This window comes from Paraburkholderia sp. MM5482-R2 (assembly GCF_050436125.1).
GTDB classification, from domain to species: Bacteria; Pseudomonadota; Gammaproteobacteria; order Burkholderiales; family Burkholderiaceae; genus Paraburkholderia; species Paraburkholderia tuberum.
In genome coordinates this window covers 987122-1007016 of record NZ_JBNDLP010000002.1, presented here as the reverse complement: position 1 = coordinate 1007016, position 19895 = coordinate 987122, and the positions used below count along the sequence as shown (strand labels likewise).

Annotated in this window: 16 protein-coding genes and 1 pseudogene; 4 read left to right on the top strand and 13 right to left on the bottom strand. The window is 62.6% G+C overall.

Features of this window, described 5'->3' with window-relative positions:
* Positions 1-98 precede the first annotated feature (98 nt).
* From OKW37_RS07665 to OKW37_RS07625, 9 genes are all read right to left on the bottom strand, one after another.
* Positions 99-356 (bottom strand): hypothetical protein, encoded by a 258-nt coding sequence (locus tag OKW37_RS07665; protein WP_429407206.1) that lies wholly within the window; start codon positions 354-356, stop codon positions 99-101.
* Positions 337-855, bottom strand: a complete 519-nt coding sequence (locus OKW37_RS07660) for a DUF2778 domain-containing protein (protein ID WP_429407208.1) — start codon at positions 853-855, stop codon at positions 337-339. Before OKW37_RS07660 ends, OKW37_RS07665 begins: the two co-directional genes overlap by 20 nt.
* A gap of 364 nt (positions 856-1219) precedes the next feature.
* Positions 1220-1369, bottom strand: a complete 150-nt coding sequence (locus tag OKW37_RS07655; protein WP_429335865.1) for a hypothetical protein — start codon at positions 1367-1369, stop codon at positions 1220-1222.
* A 79-nt stretch (positions 1370-1448) separates the two neighbouring features.
* Entirely contained in the window at positions 1449-1976 is a 528-nt protein-coding gene (locus OKW37_RS07650) for a DUF2778 domain-containing protein (RefSeq protein ID WP_429407210.1), read from the bottom strand.
* Positions 1977-2469: 493 nt separating this feature from the next.
* Positions 2470-2727, bottom strand: coding sequence for a hypothetical protein (locus OKW37_RS07645; RefSeq protein ID WP_184045459.1), 258 nt, complete (start codon positions 2725-2727; stop codon positions 2470-2472).
* Positions 2708-3226, bottom strand: a complete 519-nt coding sequence (locus tag OKW37_RS07640) for a DUF2778 domain-containing protein (RefSeq protein ID WP_184059745.1) — start codon at positions 3224-3226, stop codon at positions 2708-2710. The genes OKW37_RS07645 and OKW37_RS07640 overlap by 20 nt, the downstream gene beginning before the upstream one ends.
* Before the next feature lie 488 nt (positions 3227-3714).
* Complete coding sequence (locus OKW37_RS07635; RefSeq protein ID WP_429335862.1) at positions 3715-5595, bottom strand: polysaccharide biosynthesis protein; 1881 nt, start codon at positions 5593-5595, stop codon at positions 3715-3717.
* 11 nt (positions 5596-5606) lie between these two features.
* Positions 5607-6629: an MraY family glycosyltransferase gene (locus tag OKW37_RS07630; protein WP_429407213.1), complete on the bottom strand. Its 1023-nt coding sequence runs from the start codon at positions 6627-6629 to the stop codon at positions 5607-5609.
* A 49-nt stretch (positions 6630-6678) separates the two neighbouring features.
* The gene (locus tag OKW37_RS07625) at positions 6679-7638 is read right to left on the bottom strand and encodes an NAD-dependent epimerase/dehydratase family protein (RefSeq protein ID WP_090803328.1); all 960 of its coding nucleotides are present in this window, start codon (positions 7636-7638) and stop codon (positions 6679-6681) included.
* A gap of 636 nt (positions 7639-8274) precedes the next feature.
* Between OKW37_RS07625 and OKW37_RS07620 the strand changes: the two genes are divergently transcribed.
* From OKW37_RS07620 to OKW37_RS07605, 4 genes are read left to right on the top strand one after another with little or no spacing between them, the layout of a single operon-like run.
* Complete coding sequence (locus OKW37_RS07620) at positions 8275-9246, top strand: glycosyltransferase (RefSeq protein ID WP_429407215.1); 972 nt, start codon at positions 8275-8277, stop codon at positions 9244-9246.
* Positions 9243-11450 carry a glycosyltransferase gene (locus OKW37_RS07615; protein WP_429407217.1) on the top strand — a complete coding sequence of 736 codons (2208 nt, stop codon included), beginning with the start codon at positions 9243-9245 and terminating at the stop codon, positions 11448-11450. Before OKW37_RS07620 ends, OKW37_RS07615 begins: the two co-directional genes overlap by 4 nt.
* Complete coding sequence (locus OKW37_RS07610) at positions 11443-14679, top strand: glycosyltransferase family 4 protein (RefSeq protein WP_429407219.1); 3237 nt, start codon at positions 11443-11445, stop codon at positions 14677-14679. The genes OKW37_RS07615 and OKW37_RS07610 overlap by 8 nt, the downstream gene beginning before the upstream one ends.
* Entirely contained in the window at positions 14676-15794 is a 1119-nt protein-coding gene (locus OKW37_RS07605) for a glycosyltransferase (protein ID WP_429356708.1), read from the top strand. The genes OKW37_RS07610 and OKW37_RS07605 overlap by 4 nt, the downstream gene beginning before the upstream one ends.
* 65 nt (positions 15795-15859) lie before the next feature.
* On the opposite strand, the gene OKW37_RS07600 is transcribed toward OKW37_RS07605, so the two are convergent.
* From OKW37_RS07600 to OKW37_RS07585, 4 genes and pseudogenes are all read right to left on the bottom strand, one after another.
* Complete coding sequence (locus OKW37_RS07600; RefSeq protein WP_187615944.1) at positions 15860-16765, bottom strand: hypothetical protein; 906 nt, start codon at positions 16763-16765, stop codon at positions 15860-15862.
* Positions 16762-17353: pseudogene (locus tag OKW37_RS07595) on the bottom strand (histidine phosphatase family protein). The gene OKW37_RS07600 and the pseudogene OKW37_RS07595 overlap by 4 nt, the downstream one beginning before the upstream one ends.
* A 14-nt stretch (positions 17354-17367) precedes the next feature.
* Positions 17368-18369 (bottom strand): glycosyltransferase, encoded by a 1002-nt coding sequence (locus OKW37_RS07590; RefSeq protein WP_429407222.1) that lies wholly within the window; start codon positions 18367-18369, stop codon positions 17368-17370.
* 49 nt (positions 18370-18418) lie between these two features.
* Entirely contained in the window at positions 18419-19408 is a 990-nt protein-coding gene (locus OKW37_RS07585) for a glycosyltransferase family 4 protein (protein WP_184045969.1), read from the bottom strand.
* Positions 19409-19895: the final 487 nt, after the last annotated feature.

Here is a 19895-nt window from a genome sequence, read left to right as displayed (position 1 = left end):
CTCGGCTCGAAATGTAGCAATAAATCCTCTCTTCACGAGATTCCTCCAAATTCATCAATGCACGGGATAAACAAAAGCCCCGTCGCCGGGGCTTTTGTTTATCCCGTGCGATACCACCGCCATAGCTTCAGGATCGCCACATACGCCAGCGCCGCCACGATCAGTTCGATAGTCACCCACACCATGTAATACAGGTCATCAGGGTCACGCACACCGAGCCAATCGGAAGCCGCCCAATATACATTCGACTCGCTTTCTGTCCACTCGTACGGATACGGCCGGACATAAAGAACTGAGAGAACAAACAGCGCCAGAAACAACGTGACCTTGAACAGTCTACGGGCAAGTGTTGCCATATGTGATGACCTCAATTGTTCCGTAGGCCCGAAGCCCCGAAATGCCGGCAGGGATCGTCATGGTGCGCAGCAGCGCATTGCGGATTCTCATGAAATCGCTATGGCTCGGCAAGGTAATGCAACCAAGTGATGCGCGGTGCCCGCCTGCTGGATGCAACCGGAACTGCCCACGCTTGACACCATTGACCCAAGTGAAATCATCGACTAGTCCATCATCCCGATACAGGGCGAACCAGTCACCGTGATTCGACGGATGGCCGAAAACGGCATTCAACGCGTCTTTTCCCAATGCGTAAGCCTGTGAACGGATGCCACCAGTCGGACGGTCGACGATCCAGTATTTGCCGGCGGGAATCGGCCCCTTGCTAGGCACAGCCGTGCAGCCGCCCCGATTGCGGTATTGCCGGTCGCCAGAATAAGCGTCAAAGGTGCCGATGCCAGAAATGGTGAGCGGTGATAGTGGCTCGTTATTCACGAGGAATTTGCCGGTGTAGGCCATATGTCACACCTCCTGATTACGCTGACTGTAGGTCATTGCGTCCTGCACAGGTTCCTCCCGTCGTGGAACCTTGACCGTAAGCGCGCGTGCCCCTGGCGCGCTACAGGTCGATTCCCGATTTGCCGCCTCCTTCGCCTGGGCAAGAAAAAGCGCGCCACAAGGGCGCGCAAAACATTTGCATCACAGATAAAAGAGCTAACCGAACCGCCACCTCAGCGAGAAAGCGATACCGGGTTGCGACGATTCAATGCTAGGTGTATGTGCCGGGCGCAGGCTTCAGACGACTCCGAAAAGCCGGGGCGTGCGCGATGGTCGTCAACTCTCCTGAGCAAAAATAGAAAAATCCCGTCGCCGGGGCTTTCGTCTACTTCGTGCGGTGCCACCGCCATAGCTTCATGATCGCCACATACGCCAGCACCGCCACGAGCAGTTCGATAGTCATCCACAGGCCGATATACAGGTTTTCGGGATCGCCGATACCTAGCACCTCCGAAGCGTGTATCCATGCACGCATCTCAGACTCGGTCCACCCATCGTCGTACGGTCGGACAAATCGGAATGACAGAAGGTACAGACCTATAAACAGCAGGACTTTAAGCACCCTTCGGACAGGTGTTGCCATCGGTGATGACCTCAATTGTTCCGTAGGCGCGAAGCCCCGAATTGCCGGCAGGGATCGTCATGGTGTGAAGGAGTGAGTTGCGGATTCTCAGGAAATCCGTACGGCTCGGCAGGGTAATGCAGCCAAGCGAAACACCCCGACCACCTGCCGGATGCAACCTGAAGTTTCCACGCCGCACGCCGTTGATCCATGTGTAATCGTCGATTAGCCCATCATCACGATACAGTGCAAACCATTCACTGTGATCGGTCGGGTACGACGAGTAGTAATTGAACTCATCTTTTAACCACGTTTCTGCCGCAGAGCGCACGCCGCCAGTAGGGCGCGGGACGATCCAGTACTTGCCAGCGGGGATCGGCCCGTTATTGGGAACCATTGTGCAGCCGCCCCGATTGCGGTATTGGCCGTTGCCGGAATAGGCGTCGAATGTGCCGATGCCATTAATGGTGAGCGGTGACAGCGGCGCGTTGTTCACGAGAAATTTGCCGAAGTAAGCCATGTTTCACGCCTCCTGATTGCGCTGGCTGTAGGTCATTGCGTCCTGCATAGGTTTCTCCCGTTGGTGAGCCTGGACCGTAAGCGCGCGTGCCGCTGGCGCGCTACAGGTCGATTCCGGATTTGCCGCCTCTTGCGCCTGGACAAAAAAAAGCGCCACAGGGGCGCGCAATACCTTTGCATCACAGAAAAAGAGCCAACCGGGGCGCCACCTCAGCGGGAACGACATACCGGGCGGCGATGGTTCAATGCTAGGTGTATGTGCCGGGCGCAGGCTTCAGACGACTCCGAAAAGCCGGGGCATGCGCGATGGTCGTCAACTCTCCTGGGCAAAATCGGGATAGGGGCAGGCCTCGCGGCCCGACCCCTCCCACATACATGGACGCCCCCGTTTTGCCAGGCCTTCACCACCATCAGGTTGGACAGGGGACTCACACCCCCAAGCTGTTGCGCATGCTCGGCGCACAATAGAAAAGCCCCGTCGCCGGGGCTTTCGTCTACTTCGTGCGATACCACCGCCATAGCTTCATGATCGCCACATACGCCAGCGCCGCCGCGATCAGTTCAATCGTCACCCACACCACGAAATACAAATCTTCGGGATCGCGGACACCAAGCCAACGTGAAGCACCAAACCATGCGCGCGACTCGCTTTCTGTCCACTCATAATGGTACGGACGGACATAGAGCAGAGAGAGATAGCACAGGCCGATAAACAGGGCGACCTTGAACACCCTACGGGCAAGTGTTGCCATATGTGATGACCTCAATTGTTCCATAGGCGAGAAGGCCCGAACTGCGCGCGGGAATTTTGACCGTGTGCAGCAGCGCGTTGCGGATTCTCATGAAATCGCTATGGCTCGGCAGCGCGATGCAGCCAAGCGAAATCCCGCGTCCGCCTGCCGGATGCAAACGGAACTGCCCGCGTTTGACGCCATTAATCCACGTCAGATCATCAATCGTCCCATCATCACGATATAGCGCGAACCAATCACCGTGATTCGATGGGTGACCCATTGCTGCATTCCACTCATCTTTTGCCCATGCAAACACCTGAGAACGGATGCCGCCCGTGGGGCGGTCCACGATCCAGTATTTACCGGCAGGGAGCGGCCCATCATTAGGCACCATCGTGCAGCCGCCCCGATTGCGATATTGATTGTTGCCTGAATACGCGTTGAACGTGCCGATGCCAGAAATGGTGATCGGTGATAGGGGCTCGTTATTCACGAGAAATTTGCCCGTGTAGGCCATGTGTCACGCCTCCTGATTGCGCTGGCTGCAGGTCATTGCGTCCTGCATAGGTTCCTCCCGTTGGTGAACCTTGACCGTAAGCGCGCGGGCCACTGGCGCGCTACAGGTCGATTCCGGAGTTGCCGCCTTTTGCGCCGGGACAAAAAAAAGCGCCACGCGGGCGCGCAAAACCTTTGCATTACAGAAAAAGAGCCAACAGAGCCGCCAGAGCCGCCAGAGCCGCCAGCTCAGCGGGAACGACATACCGGGCGGCGACGGTTCAATGCTAGGTGTATGTGCCGGGCGCAGGCTTCAGACGACTCCGAAAAGCCGGGGCGTGCGCGATGGTCGTCAGCTCTCCTGGGCAAAAATAAAAAAAGCCCCAGCAGATCTGTAGGGGCTCTTATCTATAAACATCCGGCGGCCAACTTCAACGGGTCAACTGACCTGCCTTCGCGGGTACTGATTCAATGCTTCGACTACTCCGATGACTCGCGGCGGCGGAACGCCTACGACACCCGCGTCGCCGGCGCCACACTACGCAGCGTCGTCGCCGTCGCCGGCAGATACTCCGGCACCCAGCGCCGCAGATCGCGCCGCACTTCATCGTCGGCCGGCACGCGATGCTGCATCAGCCACGGCAGCAGATTGTCGATCAGGCTGTCCGGCACCTCGCGCGCCTGCGCGATGCGCAGTTTCGGGTGCGGTGTGCGCGTGGTGGTTTCGTCGTCCGCGAGCAGTTCTTCGTAAAGCTTCTCGCCCGGACGCAAACCCGTGAACACGACGCGAATCTGCTCTTCGGTGAAACCGTACAGGCGGATCAGATCGTGCGCGAGATCGGCGATTCGCACCGGCTTGCCCATGTCGAGAATGAAAATCTCGCCGCCGCGCCCCATGCTCGACGCCTGCAACACGAGTTGCGACGCCTCCGGAATCGTCATGAAGAAACGCGTGATTTCCGGATGCGTGACGGTCACCGGCCCGCCGCGCGCGATCTGCTCCTGGAACTTCGGAATCACGCTGCCCGCGCTGCCGAGCACGTTGCCGAAGCGCACCGTCTCGAACTGCGTGCGCCGCGCGCCCTGCTGCTGCAGCGCCGAGCACGCCATCTCCGCGAGCCGCTTGCTCGCGCCCATCACGTTGGTCGGGTTGACCGCCTTGTCGGTCGAGATCAGCACGAAATGCGCGACGTCGTGGCGGATCGCCGCGCGCGCGACGCGGTACGTGCCAAGCACGTTGTTGCGCACCGCCTGCCACGTGTTGACCTCTTCCATCAACGGCACATGCTTGTAGGCCGCCGCATGAAACACGATGTGCGGACAGTAGCGCGCCATCACCTGATCGAGCAGCAGCGAGTCCTTCACGTCGCCGACGATCGGCACCACCGACACTTCCGGATATTTGTCGCGCAGCTCTTCGTTCAGCCGATAGATCGAGAACTCGGAGATGTCGAACGCGACCAGTTGCACCGGACCGAAGCGCAGGATCTGCCGGCATAGCTCCGAGCCGATCGAGCCGCCCGCGCCCGTCACCATCACGACGCGGTTTTTCAGCAGCGCGGCGACGTGCTCGGTGTCGATCGTCACCGGGTCACGGCCGAGCAGGTCTTCGAGATCGATCTGCCGCACGCGCGACAGGAACGCCTGACCTTGCGTGAGCGGCGTGAGCGCGGGCAGCGTCATCGCGCGTACGCCGGCGCGCACGCACAGCGTGGCGATGCGCCGATGCGCCTCCACCGACGCCGACGGCACCGCGATGATCACATGCTCGACCTTCAGCTCCGTGCAGATTTTCTGCAGATCGCTGATCGCACCAACCACGCGATAGCCGTAGATTTCACGGCCCTGCTTGATCGGATCGTCGTCGAGCAGACCGACGAGGCGCCATTGGCCCGAGCGCTTCAGCTCGCGCACGAGGTTCGCGCCGGCATTGCCCGCGCCGAGCACGAGCACCGGCTTGCCCTGGCCGACCAGTCCGCCGTAGCGATAGAACTCCTTGGCCGCGCGATACAGCGCGCGTGAGCCGCCCATCGTCAGGAACAGCAGCATCGGCGACACGATCAGCACCGAGCGCGGCACGACCGGCGCCGGCTGCAACAGCGCCGAGCCGATCACGACGACCAGCGCGCCGACGCCGATCGCTTTCGCGATCCGCACGAGATCGGGCAGGCTCGCGAACACCCACATGCCGCGATAGAGGCCGTAGCTGCGGAACATCACCGCGTAGATCAGCAGCACCCACACGAGCGCATGCAGCCCGCTCGACCAGAACGGCGCGGGCACCGGTCCGTTGAACCGGATCACATAGGCCAGCAGCCAGGCCATTGCCACCGCGCACAGGTCGAACGCAAACGCACTGAACGAAAGCCATCTGGCTTTGAAGCTTTTCATTGCGCAGAACCTCAGATTGGCCCGGAACGGGACACATGGCGCCGCCAGCGGCGATCGATACACAGCCCCGCGATGACCAGCACGGCAGCCCATGCGACGACAACCAGCCATTGATACAGAAGAGCGAATTGTAGCGCCCAGATAGCAAGCATTATGCCCACCGCCATGAACAAATACCAAATCCACGCGGTCGATGCGTGCCCCAACCCCGACTGCACCAGTCTTTGATAGTAGTGTTCACGATGCGCCTGCCAAAATTTTTCACCGCGCAGCAGACGCTTGAGCAGCGTGACCGACGCATCGCCGATGAACGGCGCGAAGCACAGCGCCGGAAACCACACCGGCCATACACCCTCGCGCCACCCCCAATAGCCGAGCGCGCCGGCCAGAAAGCCGAGCGGGATCGAGCCGGCGTCACCGAGAAAGATGCGCGCTGGGTGAAAGTTGAACAGCAGAAAGCCCGCGGCCGCGCCTGTGACGATCAGGCTCGCCGTCGCGAGCGCCGGGTCCGCGTGCGACGACAGCGAGGCGGCCACCGCATAGCCGCCGAAGCCGAACAGCGCCATGCCGCCAGCGAGGCCGTCCGAGCCGTCCATGAAGTTGTAGAGATTGACGAGCCACACGAGTAGAACCGCCATGCACGCGAGCGCCCACCACGGCACGTCGGCCGGATAGACGGCGATCAGTGCCGCCACCGCCGCCGCATGACCGCCGAAGCGCACGCGTGCGGGCAGGCCACGTCGATCGTCGAGCTGCGATAGCGCCGCGAGCAGCGCCGCGGCAAGCGCGGGCAGCCACAGCGACGGCGCCGCCAGCGCGATCAGCAGCACCGCGACCGGCACGATGCCCCAGCCGCCGACGCGCGGCGTCGGGCGCGTGTGCAGCGAGCGGTCATTGGGAACGTCGGTGGCAAGCCGCCACGCGAGGCCGGTGCGCAGCAGCGTCCACAGGATAGCCGCGCAGGCGGCGAGCGCGGCGACGCCCCACGGCAGTAGAGAGACGACGGAAGAGGCGGAGTGTGCAGCGAGCGGCATCGATAGCGTTAGCGGGTCAGGTCGGAGTCAAGGCGGGTTCAACCCGTGGTCAATGCGTTGAGCGATACCACGCCGCGGTTTCGAGCAGCCCATGCTCGACCGTATGCGGCGCAGACCAGTTCAGACATTCGCGGATATGCGAACTGTCGACGCGCAGCTCGCCGGTCAATCGATCGATCTGCGCCGAGCGGCCGGTCAGGCGACCCGCGAGACGCAGCAGGCTGGCCGGCACCGGCACGAGCCGCGCGGGCACGTGAAGCTGCGTGGCCAGCAGACGCGCGAGTTCCGGCACGCTGAGGTCGCGGCCGTCGGTCACATGGAAGGTTTCGCCGGCCGCGCGCGGATCGGTCGCGCAATGCACGAGCGCGTCCGCGAGGTTATCGACGAACACGAGGCTGCGCAGCGCGCTGAGCGCGCCGAGCGGCAACGGAATGCCTCTCGCGACCGCGTTCATCAGTTGCAGGAAGTTCGCGCGCACGCGCGGCCCGTAGACCAGCGGCGGCCGCACCACGACGACTTCGAGACCCGTCGAGCGGCCGTAGTCGAACAGCGCGCGCTCGGCTTCCAGTTTCGAGATGCCATACGCATCGGACGGCGCGGGCTGATCCGTTTCAGCGATCGGCCGGCCGCTGCTCGCCTCGCCCATCGCCTTGATGCTGCTGACGAACACGAAGCGCCTCGCGCCCGCGCGCCGCGCCGCGGCCGCGACGCGCAAGCTGCCCTCGACATTGGTCGCGCGATAGGCGGCGAGCGGCTCGGTCAGGGTCTCCCGCATCACGTGCACGCGCGACGCCAGATGGATCACCGCATCGCAAGTGAGCGCGACCGGCCAGCGCTGGTCGATGCCCGCAAAGTCTTCGGTATCGAGCAGCCATTCGCGCACGCCCTCGGCGGCCGTCTGCGGCCGGCGCACCACGCCGGTCACGCGATCGCCCCGCCGCAGCAACGCGCGGGACACCGCCTGGCCGACGAAGCCGTTGGCGCCGGTGACGAGGATCTGCAGACTCATCGCAATGCTCCGTCATGCACTTCGCGGCGCACGATTACGCCCACGCCATGCCGCGCGACCCACGCAAACAGACGATCGCCGTCAGGACTCGACGCGGCCGCAAACGGCGGGAAAGGCGGATCAGACACGCTACAATCTGGCATCGGCGGTGCTTTCTCAGGAAGTCTGGCTGGGAACGTATTGTATTCGGGCGACACCCGTCGCGGCCTGCGAGTCGTCAGGGATGGCATCGCGCCACCTGGGCGCTAGAATGTCTGCGCTGCCGCGACCACGCCGGCAGCCCCAACACGCGGCACGAGCCTCGGGCCGTGATAATAAAACGGACCTGCGCCTGCTGGCGCGTCGTTCGTACACTTCGTAACAACTCAAACATATTCGCGCATGTGGAATTCGTGGTATCGATCCGACGTGCTCGACAACAGCACACGCCGGCCTGCTCGCTGGCCGTGCGATCAGGCCCCGGCCCGCGCACGGGCAAGTCCGCGCCTGAAGGCCGCGCAAGCGCGCGGCGAGCATCCACGTGAATGCCCCCGAAACCTGCCGGTCTCGCCGCCACGTTCGCGCGTTACGCGCAGCGGCGTGCCGCGACGTGCTGGTCTGAAGAAAAGAACTGTTTGAGCGACTAGAGTCCCACCTATGAAAGTGCTGCTCGCCACCTACCCGATGGCTTTCCATACCCCCGGCGGCGGAGAAATCCAATTGCTTGCGTATCACAAGCATCTGCCCGCGCATGGCGTCGACGTTACGCTGTTCGATCCGTGGAAGCCGCGTTTTCTAGAACACGACGTGGTGCATTTCTTCTCGTGCGTCGGTGGCTCGGTGCACTTCTGCAACTTCGTCAAGCAACTCGGCTTGCCGCTCGTCGTGTCGTCGAGTCTGTGGGTGACGGAGGAAACCAGGCATCTCTATCCGATCGGCGAGATCCACCATCAGTTCTCTCTCGCGGACCGCGTGGTCGCGAACTCCGAGATCGAATGCGACACGCTCGCTCGCATCTTCGATCTGCCGCGCGAGAAGTTCGCGAGCGTGTTGAACGGCGTCGAACAGAGCTTTTACGAGCCGGTCACGGCGGAGCCGTTTCGCTGTGAATCCGGCATCGAGGGCCGCTTCATCCTGAACATCGGCAACATCGAGCCGCGCAAGAACCAGCTCGCGCTGATCCGGGCGATGAAGTCGTTCCCCGACCTGAAGCTCGTCCTGATCGGCCATCAGCGCGATCCCGAGTATGCGAAGGCATGCTTCGACGAGGGTGGCGCGCAGGTCGTCTACGCCGGCACGCTGCCCCACGATTCGCCGCTGCTGCGCTCCGCCTACGCGGCCTGCGAAGCGTTCGTGCTGCCGAGCACGCTCGAAACGCCGGGGCTCGCCGCACTAGAAGCGCATGCCGCCGGCGCCCGCATCGCGGTGACAAAAGTTGGCTCTACCCAGGAATATTTCGCGCAGCACGTTGCCTACCTGGATCCGTTCGACGTCGACAGCATCACCGGGTCGATTCGCGCGGCGCTCGCGCAACCGCGCGGCGCTGCCGCTGCCCCGACGCGCGATCTGACCTGGAAGGCCGTCCTGTCGCCCTTGAAAGACCTCTACGATTCCCTGCTGACGAAATGACAAAACCCGTGACGAACCTCGTGAAGAACCTCATGAAGAACTTCGAACTTCGTCCCTTGAATAACGTCGAGGCGTCCTCGAATTCCGGGTTCGCCTGGAACGCGACGAACGGCGATCCGCAGTTCGAGCTGACGGGATGGGAAGAGCTGTCGGGTCGCGCCGCGCGTATTTCGTTCGAGCTCGCGAAAGAAGACATGCCGGCCTCGCCATGCATGATCTATTTCGACGCGGGCGCGGGCATGTCGGAGCACGCGACGATCGGCCTCGTGGTCGACGCTGACGGCAAGGTGGATCAGGTCGTCGCGTTTCCGCCGCTCGTCGGTCCGTTGCGCCTCGATCCGATCGCGCGCGCGGGACTGTTTTCGATCACCGGCTTCAACGTCGAACTGGTGGCCGACGCCGACTGCCCGACGGAACTGCTCGAACGCGTGCGCCGGATGGCGTCGTGGGGCGGTGGCGCTCAGCCCGCGCCGGCGCCAACCGTGGGTCATACGTATCAGGAATGGATCGAGCGGCACGAGCCGCCCGCGTCGCATTACCCGGAACTGCGCGCGCGCTCGAAGGCGTGGGCGCTGCAACCGCTGATCAGCATCGTGATGCCGACCTACAACACGCCGGCCAGGTGGCTGCGCATGGCGATCGATTCGGTCGTCGACCAGGTCTACGAGAATTGGGAATTCTGCATCGCCGACGACTGCTCGACGAACCCCGAAGTCAAGCAGGTGCTCGACAGCTACGCCGCCAAAGATCCGCGCATCAAGGTCGCGTACCGCACGACGAACGGCCACATCAGCAGCTCCAGCAACACGGCGCTCGAGCTTGCCGTCGGCGAATTCGTCGGCCTGCTCGACCACGACGACGAATTGCATCCGCTCGCGCTCTACTGCGTCGCCGAGCTGATCAACGCGCATCCGGACGCGACGGTGATCTACAGCGACGAAGACAAGATCTCGATCGACGGGGTCCGCTCGGACCCGTACTTCAAATGCGACTTCAACTACGATCTGTTCCTGAGCCAGAACATGATTTCGCATTTCGGCGTCTACAAGACTTCGGTCATGAAGGAGGTCGGCGGCTTCAGAACCGGCTTCGAAGGCTCGCAGGACTACGACCTCGCGCTGCGCGTGATCGATCGCGCGGGTCATCACACGGTGTATCACGTGCCGCGCGCGCTGTACCACTGGCGCATGATCCCCGAGAGCACGGCGGCCGGCCATGAAGCCAAGCCGTACGCGCATATCGCGGCGATGCGCGCGCTCGACGAACACCTGGCGCGCAACGGCATCAACGCCCACACCGAGCACGCGCCGGGCACGGACGCCTTCAACAAGGTCGTGTACGACTTGCCCGAGGTGCTGCCGTCGGTGGAGATCATCATTCCGACGCGCGATTCCGCCGGACTCGTCGAGCAATGCGTGGAATCGGTGCGGCAGAAATCGAGCTACCCGAACTTCCGCATCACGATCATCGACAACGGCTCGCTCAAGCAGGAAACGCACGACCTGTTCGCGCGCCTGCAAGAGGACGAGCGCATCAAGGTCGTGCGCGACGATTCGCCGTTCAACTACTCGGCGCTGAACAACCGCGTCGCGCTCGCGAGCACGGCGGACTTCGTCTGTCTGATGAACAACGACATCGAAGTGATCAACGCCGACTGGCTCGAGGAAATGGTGTCGGTCGCGCTGCAGGCGAATGTCGGCGCGGTCGGCGCGAAACTGCTGTATCCGGACGACACGATCCAGCATGGCGGCGTGGTGCTCGGCGTCGGCGGTATCGCGAGCCATGCGCACAAGCATTTCCCCAATTCGCACCCCGGCTACTTCGCGCGCGCACGCCTGCGCAACGTGATGTGCGCGGTGACCGCCGCGTGCCTGCTGATCCGCCAGTCGATCTACGAGGAAGTCGGCGGCCTCGACGAACAGTTACACGTCGCTTACAACGACATCGATTTTTGCCTGCGTGTGCGGCAAGCGGGCTACCGCAATGTGTGGACGCCCTACGCGGAGCTTTATCATCACGAATCGGCAACCCGCGGCGCCGAAGACACACCGGAAAAAATCAGCCGCTTCAACCAGGAATCTGAGTTGGTCAGACAGCGCTGGGAGCATCTGTTGATGAATGATCCCTGCTATTCACCCAATCTGACACTGACTGCCGACGATTTTTCCTTTGCTTGGCCTTCAAGGATTGCAAATCTTGATTAATCTGGGACCCAAAAAAAACAAGACCGGATGGCTGGCGGAGTACCGCCATCCATCGCCGGGGGAACTGTTCTGCCTGCCGAGCGCGATCTACTTTCTGATGAAGTTCAGAGCCGATCTCGCGCGCTTCAATTCCAAAGTGCTGGATGACCGCGTCACGCTGTATTTCTGGTGGGAAATGTCGGCGCGCGAAACGTATCCGGACTTCAACTGGGTGCTGCGACAGGAAGACCTCGAATATTTGCGTCAGCTCGACAACGACACGCTGATCGAGCGGCATCCGGACGCCGTCACGTACTGGCTCGGCTCGACCAAACCGAGCGTGCTCGATGCGAAGCATCTGAGCGAGACGCTGCACGAGCCCGTCACCGTGCTCGAAGAAGCCGGCCTGCAATTGCCGAAGCTGATGACGACGGTCGTGCGCAATCGCGGCGATCTGTCCCAGGCATTCAACCTGAACACGCTGACCGGCTATCTGAACTGCCTCGACTGGTGGGAGCAGTACGGTCAGGTCACCTGCCCGCGCGTGACGTGGCGTCCGCCGATCGCGTGGCCCGGGCTGCTGGAACCGATCGAGGCGCCCGACTCCAGCGCGATGCCGTTTCCGCGCTTCCTCGCGCTGATCACGACCGAGCGGCCCGATCTGCGCAGCGCGTTCAATCTGAACAGCTTCACCTCGCGGCTCAACGCGCTCAGCTGGTGGGAAGACCACGGCCAGCGCGAGTATCCGCGCATCAAGTGGTCGCAGCCGCCGATCGGCGGCTTCATGCTCGAGCCCGAAGCGCCTCCCGCGGACGGTGGCCCTTACGTGCCGCGCTTCCTGAGCGAGATCTACAAGGACCGGCCGGACCTGCAGGCGACCTTCACGCTGCAGTCCTTCCGCGGGCGGCTCAGCTGTCTGTCGTGGTGGATCGAACACGGCCAGCATCAGTACCACGCGATCAAATGGGTGCCGCCCACGCCCTCCGCCGTGATGTTCGAGCCCGAATTTGGCTCGCACGCCGACTGGCTACCGGTGCCGCGCTTCCTGCGGCTGCTGCACGGTGAGCGCCGGGACCTGCAGGAGCTCTGCTCGCTCGACAGCTTCACCGGGCGCCTGAAGTGCCTGTCGTGGTGGATCGAGCATGGGCAGCACCAGTATCCGGCGATTCACTGGGGCATCCCGCCGTTGCCCGACACCCTGTTCAGGATGGAAGCCGGCGAGCAAGGCGCGCTGCCGCTGCTGCCGCGCTTTCTGCCGCTGATCTGGAACGAGCGGCCCGACCTGCAGGCGTCGTTCAACCTGAGCAGCTTCCGCGAGCGGCTCGCGTTCATTTCGTGGTGGGAAAAGCACGGGCACAGCGAGTACTACGCGATCGAATGGTCGCCGACGCATCTCGCCGAAGAACGCGAGGGCGAATGGGTGCCGCCCACCACACCCGCATTGATGTTCGAGCCCGAATGGGGCACGCACGCCGACTGGCTGCCGGTGCCGCGCTTCCTGCGGCTGTTGCATGACGAGCGCCAGGATCTGCAGGAGCTCTGCTCGCTCGACACCTTCACCGGGCGTCTGAAGTGCCTGTCGTGGTGGATCGAACACGGGCAGCATCAGTATCCGGCGCTTCACTGGGCCATCCCGCCGTTGCCCGACAGCCTGTTCGGCGCGCAAGCCGGCGAGCAAGGCGCGCTGCCGCTGCTGCCGCGCTTTCTGCTGCTGATCTGGAACGAGCGGCCCGACCTGCAGGCATCGTTCAACCTGAACAGCTTCAGCGAACGGCTCGGCTTCATCTCGTGGTGGGACAAGCACGGGCACGACGAGTACTACGCGATCAAATGGACGCCGACTCATCTGGCCGAAGAGCTCGCGAGAATCGACGACGAGCAGCCGGCGGACGACACCTTGCTGCCGCGCTTCCTGACGATGATCGCGAATGACCGCCCGGATCTGCGCGAAGTGTACGACCTGAACACCGCGGATGGCCGCGACCAGCTCGTGCGCTGGTGGAACGAATGGGCGTCGACCGAATATCCGCTGGTCGGCTCGCTGAAGGTGCGCTGGACCGACAGCGCCGACGACGAAGCCGATGACGACGCGCACGAGCCCGCGCGCTATCACGCGCGCGTCGAAGGCATCGGCTACGACTTCGGCGTCAACATCATCGGCTTCCCGCAAGGCGTGCTCGGCCTCGGCGAAGACGCGCGCATGGCCGCCCGCGTACTGCAACTGTCGTCGACGCCGGTCACGCTGCTCAATGCGCCGATGGCGGGACCCGCGCGCCTCGAACACTCGGTCGATCATCTGATCAGCGACGAGCTCAAGTACAACATCAGCCTGATCTGCCTGCCGGCGCCCGAAATGGTGCGGCTCGCGCTGGAAGGCGGCCGCAGCCTGATCGACGCGCCCACGCACAAGATCGGCGCATGGCCGTGGGAACTGCCCCACTGGCCGAACGCGTTCGGCAACGTGCATCAGATGGTCGACGAAATCTGGGCGCAGAGCCGCTTCGTGCAGAGCGTCTACAGCCGGCTCGGCAACACGCCGGTCTACCAGATGCCGATGGCGGTCGAGGTCCCCGCGCCGCTCCAGCCGAAGCGCGAGCGCTTTGGCCTGCCGGCCAACGAGTTCCTGTTCTACCTGATGTTCGACGGCAACTCGTGGCTGAGCCGCAAGAATCCGCTCGCCGGCGTGCAGGCGTTCAAGCAGGCGTTCGGCGAGAGCTCCCGGGGCGTCGGGCTCGTCATCAAGGCGATGAACGTGCGCGACGACGACCCGGTGTGGCGCGCCGTGCTCGACCTTGTCGCGGGCGATAGCCGCATTCACATCGTGTCCGAGCGCCTGAGCCGCCAGGACTCGACCGACTTCATGGCCTGCTGCGACGCCTACATTTCGCTGCACCGTAGCGAAGGCTTCGGCCGCGTGATCGCGGAGGCGATGGCGTTGGAGCAGCCGGTCGTGGTCACGAACTTCTCGGGCAACGTCGACTTTTGCGAACCCGACACCGCGTTCCTCGTGGATGGCGAACTCGTGCCGCTGCGCCCCGGCGACTACCTGTTCGCCGAAGGTCAGTACTGGTGCGATCCGGAGGTATCGATCGCGGCGGAACAGCTCAAACGCATGATCGACGATGCGCCACTCCGTGAGCGCATCGCACTGGCGGGGAAGGCGCGCATCGAGCGCGACTACTCAGTTGAGGCAGTCGCACGCGCGTATGCGCGACGGTTGAACGACATTGCGGAGGCGAAGACGATATGACGCTGCGGGTATGTGCTCCGGACATTTTCTCGGGCGATGCGGTGGGTAACCACTGCATCGGTTTCGTACGCATGGCTGAACGTCTCGGCATGAGGGCCGAGCTGTATGCAAGCGGTTTCGAGGAGGGAACGAATGGAGTGCGCCCGCTTGACGCATTATTCGAAGAGGTCACTCGCGACGATGTGGTTCTGCTGAGTTACTCGATCTACGATCCGTACCTCGAGCGGATACTCGCGCTCGATTGCAGGAAGATCTGCTACATCCACGGCGTGACGGACCCACAGTTGCTGCGCGCGCTCGAACCGCGCACCGCACAGTTGTGCGAGAAGGCACTCGCGCAACTGCCGCTGCTCGCGCACTTCGACACCGTCGTCGCGAATTCGCGCAGCACGGCGGCGAGCCTCGCCGGCATCGTCGCGGCGGACGCCATCAAGGTCGTGCCGCCGATCTTTCCCGACATGTACGTGTTCCGGCGCGAAGGACCGCGCAAGGGCCGCAAGCGCCCTGAGCCGAACCTGCTGATGGTGGGCCGGGTGGTGCCGCATAAACGCATCGAGGACGGCATCGAGATTCTGTCGCTGCTGAAGCAGCGTGATTTCGGCGCGACGCTGAGCATCGTCGGCAGCACGCCGAACTACGATTACCTGAAATTTCTGATCAATCACGCGCGGCGTCTCGGCGTGCTCGAGCAGGTCGACTTCAAGGGCATGCTCGACGACGCCGATCTGTTCGAGTGCTACGAATCCACCCACGCGTTGCTCGCGACGAGCCGCCACGAGGGCTTCTGCGTGCCGGTGCTCGAAGCGATGCATTACGGCAAGCCCGTATTCGTGCGTGGCGGCACGGCCGCTCAGGAGATTTGCCCGCCCGACTGCGTGTTCGACGCCCATGCCGAACTCGCCGCCTGGATACCCGTGATCACGCAGCGCCTCGGCCAGACCCACGGCCGCTGTCCGATCGACACGGCCTTCGTCAAACACGCCGACGGTGTGCTGCAACGTGCCAGCGACGAGGTATGGCGCAACATCTTCATCGGCGCCGGGGTCGGCATGGCGGCCGCGTCGACGCATGCGCGCGCGGGTACGGCGGCCGTTTCGCTGAAAAGAGATAGATAGTCAGCGCCGCCGCTCACCAACGCATCCCGGCGCCCATCGGCGCGATCCAACCCGATCGCGCCGCCTCACTCGTTCGCTGGCGGCTTGCCGGTCCTGTCGAAGTCGATCGGTTGCCCCGTATGCGGGTGCGGCGTGAACGAGAAATGCGCGCGCACGTACTTCTGCGATAGCGTGCACAGCAAGTCCATCAACGCAATCTGTTCGGGCGGAAAGACCGGCGCGCGATCCGCCGCGTCGATCGGTTTTTGCATGTAGCGCACGATGTCTTTTTCGAAATCGCTGACGCAATAGTCCAGCACCCGATCGCCTTCGATCGGATAGGCCGCCACCTTCAGTTCGGGATGCAGCGACAGATACGTGCTGAACAGACGCTCGGCAACGAATGGCAGGAACGGTGCGTCGTCCGAGTGGATCGTGGGCTCCAGCACCCCGCGCGCGGCCTCGGTGCCGCTCTGCGTTTCGAGGAACGTGGCAATCGGCTCAAGCACCTTGCCGACGTAGCTTTCCCAGAATGACTGCGAACCGACCCAGAAATTGCAATAGCACAGCGTATGCGGCGACTGACGGGGCGCCTCACGCAGATTCCACGCGATGCCGCAGGCGTCGAGCAGTTGCTGGCTGCGCTCGACGAGTCCCGGATGCGCGTGCTCGCCCTGCATCCACGCGGTGTACGAGAAATACGCAAGTTGCGGAAACGGATTGATCATCCAGACGTCGGCGTCGGCATTGGCCTGCACGAACTCCAGAAACCGGCTGCCGTCCATGCGCGCCTTCAGCGCGAACTTCGGCGAAAAAAGACCGGTGATCTGCTGCTGCCGATGCATGCCCTTGCGGTACATGTCGACGAGAATATAAAACTCGCGCCACGCGGCGTGCGCGTTATCGCGCAGTTCGAGCGGATGAAAAGCCTGTTCGGACAGGACCTGTCCCGGCGCGTAAAGCGGCTCGAAGATCTTGATCGATGCACTCATGACAGCCCTGCGATCTGCAGATAATAGTTTCCGGTATGCACGTTGCGCCGGAACAGCGTGAGCGATGCATTCGGCACCAGCACGTTGGGAAAGCGGGACAACGGCACGTTCAGCAGGTATTGCGAGATCACCGAGATCGGTCCCGCGTGACACACGGCGGCGATCAGGCCAGGCTGCTCAGCGTGCCGCAGCACCTCCTCCTCGAGCCAGTTCACCGAACGCGCGGCCAGTTCGAGATGCGACTCGCCGCCCTGCGTAACGGTCCGACAGATGTTTGCCCCAGTCGGGAAACGCCAGACGAAAATCTTCGGCCTTCCAGGTCGCGAACCGCCCCGCATTGGTTTCGCCGAGACGGGCGTCGACGGTCCAGTCGCTGTTGTCCTTGAACAGCACTTCAGTGGTCTGCAACGCGCGCCGCCAAGGGCTCGAAAAAACGCGGTCGGGCGCGAAACCGTGACTTTCCATCAGCGTGCGTAGCTTCGCGGCCTGCTGCAGGCCATGCTCGGTCAACTCGTCCTGCTCGGTCGAGTTCAACAGGCCAGCCACGTTGGCGTGCGATTGGCCGTGGCGAATCAGAAGAAGATCCATAGGTGTTAGCTGCTTTAAGGCTTGGGGTCGGGCAAGGCCTTCAGGAACATCGACGAAATGCGTCGCACGCTGAAACGGTCGAACACGTCGGCGTAGGCATTGCGGCGGATCGACTGGCGAAGCTGCGGGTCGCCCAGCATGTCCTCCAGCGCTCGTGCCCAGTTCTCGGCCGTGTTCGACGCAATGTATCCCGTCTCACGATGTCTGACGTTCTCGCGGTAGGTCGGGCAATCCGAATAGATGCTCGGGATGCCGAGGCTGCCGTAGTCCGCGTATTTGATCGGCGACTTGCACGAGTTGAAAAACAGCGTCTCCGGATCCTCTTCGGCGCCGAGCGGCACGATCGCGAACGTGTAGCCTTCGTCGCGAATCGTCTTCTTGTATTCGAGGTTGCCGCGGCTGCCGCGATGCGTCATGCGGGCAATCGTGTTGAGCTCCGGAAACGGATCGCCCCAGAAGTCGATCGACACGTTTTCGTGGCGCGCGAGAAAACTGCGCAAGGTGCCGAAAAACTCCTTGCGAAAACTCACGAGCTTGATGCCGTCGAGATTGGAGAAGATGATCTTCGGCGGCTGGGTTTCGGTCCACAGTTCCGGCGACAGGTCGAACGCCTGATCGTCGAAACCGTTCGGGATGATCAGCACGTCGTCCGAGCGCCGCACTTTGCGCATGCGCTCCTGCAACAGCGAGTTCGACGCCGTGGCCGCGCTCGCTTCGCGAATCATCGCGAGCACGTTGTAGAGCACGTCCTCGTTCATTTCGAGCACGCTCCACGACGGCAGATCGAGCAGCCAGTCGTCGAGATCGTAAATCGTATGAAGACCGAGTTCGTTGGCCATCCGCATGATCTTCAGCGACAGATTCGACACGTGCTTGTTGAACAGCACGACGTCGAAGCGATGCAGATGGCTGACGCCAACGTCCGCCTCCGAGATCTGCTCCCATTCGATCAACCGATGGCGCTGCATGTACGAAAGCAAAGGCGCGAAGCGCGCGCCGATGGTGCGCGAATTCATTCGCCCATCGGTCATGGAGCGCCGCTGAACGACGAGCAGTCGGGGAATCTTAGTAATTTGTGAGGCCGGCATCGATCAGGTGTCTGATTAGGTCTGCTGCTACCGTGCTCGACGAGTGCCGTGCATAGACGCGTTCGTAGTTACTTTCAATCTTTTCGTCCCTGTCCGGGTCGGTCAGGGCAGCCTGAATGGCGGGAACGATGTCCGGCGCGCGGGTGGAAGCCGCGTACCAGACATTGTCGTCGAAGTGCTCGCGCTGCCAATCCCCATCAACCATGACGAGGGGCTGCTTCACGAACGCGCCTTCGAGGCACGAGCGCCCGGGCGGATCGAGGCTCGGCTCCGCCACTACCATCGCGCTGGCGAGCGCGGAGCGCAACAGCGCGCTGCAGGGCTGGATGAACGGCAGGAAATGAATGCCGCGACGCGCTTCGCGAACGCACTGCCGGTAATACTCCTCGTCCCTGAAACCGCCGACCATCAGGCCGTTCATGTCGAGCTGGTTCAGTGCGCGGATCAGTTCGAGCTGATTCTTGATCGGCTCGATCAAGCCGAGGCACAGCACGTAGTCCGAGACATCGCAGACCGTGGGAAGCAAATCCTTGTCGGCCGGCAGCAGGAAGCGGTCGGATATGCCGGAGCCCACCACCACGCATTTACCTGGATCGACCGTGATGTACCTGTTGAAGTGCGCGAGTTCGGCGGAGGACTTGAACAGTAGCCGCTCGGCACGCTGCACGAACGCCTCGATGCGGCTGATTTCCGCCGGGTCGGGCGCGCTCAGCCACCAGACGTTCGGCCACAGGAACAGCTTCTTGCCCTGATTCACCGTTTCGCGAACGATCGCTTCGCCGTCCGCATGGACGGAGAAGTGCATCACCGCGTCGTAAAAGCGTAGCGGCCGGCTGCGAATGCCGTAAATGTCGGCCTGTACGTCCGAATCGTTGAGAAGTTCGGCGACCTGCACGAGTTCCGACTCACCACCACCGCTCGTCATGAACGCGGTACTGTGAGTGGTCAGGAGAATTTTAAAATGCATATTGCGGGCTCCGTCCCGAATCGTCCCGAATCGTGGGCGCTGCTGCCGTCCGCCGGACGGTGCGGAATTCACGCGTTCGCGCGACCTGTGAAACAGGCGCGGACTATTATCGGCAGGGGCTCGATTTTACGCCAAATCGTAACGCAGACGATCGCCCACGAGCGACGCGCAGAGCACCTGCTGCATGCTTTCGTCGGCTTACGTGGCTTACGAAACGATGACCGTTCCGCCCTCTTCTGCCGCGCACTCGCGACTCACGCGCGGTATCCACGGAAAACGGACGGCACATGACACTTGGCGTCGCGGCTGTGCCGATTGCTACGACGAATAATTTGTAAGTAACGGTAAATGCGGGCTCATGTCGGAACATCAGGAAATGTTGGACGTGCAGAATACTGGGGGTACGATAGACTGGCCGGCCGGGAGGGCCGGCTCGCCAGCCAGTCGGCATATCGGTATGAATTCGCTGTTCTGTCATGGCTTTTCG